The organism is Nocardia sp. NPDC003482 (genome assembly GCF_053588115.1).
This window is the reverse complement of record NZ_JBSFPI010000061.1, coordinates 1-2,453: the sequence shown is the minus strand read 5'-3', so window position 1 is coordinate 2,453 and position 2,453 is coordinate 1. Positions and strand designations below refer to the sequence as shown.

Genomic DNA, 2,453 nt, shown 5'->3' with positions numbered 1-2,453 from the left:
CCACCGACCAGGAGGAAACCACCCCAGCACTGACCGCCTGACCGAACAGGATCACGCGGCAATCACCCCGTTACACCACCCGTTTGGACTTGACCTCGGTCGAACGCGGTGTCCAATTGCGTACTTCGAGCTGAAAACGACGGTACCTATTTGTAGCCTGTCCTTTATGGAGGGTTCGGCTAGCCTGATACCGATTACGTATTGGTTTCGAAGCTAGGCTATACACTAGCTGAGCGGCGGATGCAGCCGAGCGTGCGATGAAGCCGTGTCAGCCCAGCTGAAGCCGCATCGACGGATCACGACTAGGCACGAAACCCAATGCCGCATAAAGAGGTTCCCCAAACCGAGAAGCATGCAAATCCACAACCCGCACCTCCCGCCGCCGAAACCACTCCAACAGCGCCACCATGCAGGCCCGTGAGTACCCCCGCCGCCGCCACGCCGCCTCGGTCGCCACATTGAACACGTAACCCTTTGTGCCGCTGGGGTTGTGCGGCGAAGGCAACAACTCCTCCACGACCCCGATCGCACACGCCGCCAGCCCACCCGGCCGATCGACCACGAACGCCACCATGCTCCCCGCGGGATCGGCCAATTCCTTGCGCAACCGCTCGGCCGCGGCCGAGCGCCAGTCGACCGGCCCGTCGATCGGATCATGCAGCGCCGCGAGCATCACCGCCCGCAACCGCACCAGTTCCGCCACATCCGCGACCACCGCCTGCCGAGCCATCACCATGGCCGGGACCCTAGCGACTCAGATTCGGTTCCGGCGAGGGGTTTTCGGGTCGGATGGGGCAGAGCGGCCAAGACCACCAAGATCCCGACGATCCCCCGCGCGGTCGGCGTCGAATGCCCAGACGAAGAACCCGAACATCGCGGGGGAGAGCTCGGATGCGGGCGAAGGCTTTCGATCAGATCGGCGACATGGACGCGGCACGAGAGTCGTTGCGGTTGCGGGCAGTTCGGGACGGGCAGCTTCGCACATCCTGCTCGGGACGATCTACATGGATGTTGGCGACCTGGATGCCGTTGCAAAGTGCGCGCACGTTGATCCATGCTCGTGCGCGGCGCCGGAGGCCGCTCGGCAACTGGATGCCCGCATGGCTGAGGTTCCCCCGCTGAGCCGGAGAGCGGATTATCTGGTTCCGGCTGGAACCCGTCGATGGTAGCTGGCCTCGTACTCGTCCGGTGATCGCCAATCCAGCTTCTTCTGGATGCGCTGGGTGTTGTACCAGCCGTCGATGTAGGAGAACGGTGCGTTCTCCGCGTCTTCCCTTGTGCGCCAAGAGTTCCGATAGACCAGCTCGGTCTTCAGCGTGGAGAAGAAGTTCTCCATGAGCGCATTGTCGTAGCTGTCGCCGACCGATCCCATAGATTGGGCAATACCGTTGTCGGCCAGCCGGTTCGCGAACCGGATCGCAGTGTAGGTCGAGCCACGATCGGAATGGTGAACCAGCTGCCCGTCACGCACATCCCGCACCCACACCGCGTATTCCAGGGCCCCGAGTACCAGCTCGGTGTCGCAGCGGTCCGAGCATTTCCAGCCCACGATCCGGTTGGAGAACGCGTCACGAACCGCCGCCAGCCAGAACACACCCTCGCCGGTCGGGATCCGCGTGGCATCCGCCACCCACAACCGGTCCGGGGTGTCCGCGGTGAAGTCACGATTGACCAGATCCGGTGCCGGCGTGGCCCGTCGATCCTGCCGCGTCGAGGAGATGCGCCACTTCTTACGCAGGAACGCGCCCTGCAACCCCGCGGCCCGCATCAGCCGTTCCACTCGTTTACGGCCGACCGCGATGCCGCGGCGGCGCAGCATCGCGTGCACCCGCGGCGAACCGTAGGTGCCGCCGGAACTGGTGTGAATATCGACGATCTCAGCCAGCAACTGTTCATCGGCCAGCCGCCGCCGCGACGAGTTCTTCGCCTGGGCCAGCCACCCATAGAACGTCGACGACGCGATGCCCAGCACCCGCAATACGAGCTCGACCGAGTGCTGCGGGTGATCCTTCACGAACCGCACGATCACCTCCGGGTTTGGCCGAGCTCCGACGCGAAATACGCACTCGCATCACGTAATACAGCATTCACCCGCTCAAGCTCGGCCACTCGCTTGCGCAGCTGTTTGTTCTCTTCGACCATGTCGGTCGCCGGCCTGTCATGCCGTTCACCGGAGTCGGCTTCGGCCTGGCGGATCCAGTTCCGCAGAGCCTCGTGATGCACCCCCAGCTTCCGGATCGCCGGCTTGGGATCCGCATCCCGATACAACCTGACCGCCCGAGCACTCAGCTCGTCCGGGTACTTCTTCGGTGCTGCCACTGATGAACTCCTTCCGGGCCCAATAGGACCACGTCAGAGCTCTGAGGTGCCCGACGGTTCTCGGACAGTGGCCCCAGGTAGAATTGGGGTTCATTGATAGGAGTTGTTGTGGCGCGGAAGAATTCGCGGCCGCG

The 2,453-nt window shown here is 63.8% G+C and carries 3 protein-coding genes; all 3 read right to left on the bottom strand.

What is annotated here, in order from left to right:
• Positions 1 to 268 precede the first annotated feature (268 nt).
• On the bottom strand, positions 269 to 736 hold the full coding sequence (locus tag ACWDSJ_RS37785) for a GNAT family N-acetyltransferase (RefSeq protein ID WP_450037672.1): 468 nt from the start codon (positions 734 to 736) through the stop codon (positions 269 to 271).
• A 399-nt stretch (positions 737 to 1,135) separates the two neighbouring features.
• Complete coding sequence (locus ACWDSJ_RS37780) at positions 1,136 to 2,023, bottom strand: IS3 family transposase (protein ID WP_450037670.1); 888 nt, start codon at positions 2,021 to 2,023, stop codon at positions 1,136 to 1,138.
• A 2-nt stretch (positions 2,024 to 2,025) separates the two neighbouring features.
• Positions 2,026 to 2,319: a transposase gene (locus ACWDSJ_RS37775; RefSeq protein WP_450037669.1), complete on the bottom strand. Its 294-nt coding sequence runs from the start codon at positions 2,317 to 2,319 to the stop codon at positions 2,026 to 2,028.
• Positions 2,320 to 2,453: the final 134 nt, after the last annotated feature.

Excerpts from the sequence above, each read along its gene's own strand:
- ACWDSJ_RS37785 (WP_450037672.1), bottom strand. The coding sequence starts at position 736 with ATGGTGATGGCTCGGCAGGCGGTGGTCGCGGATGTGGCGGAACTGGTG.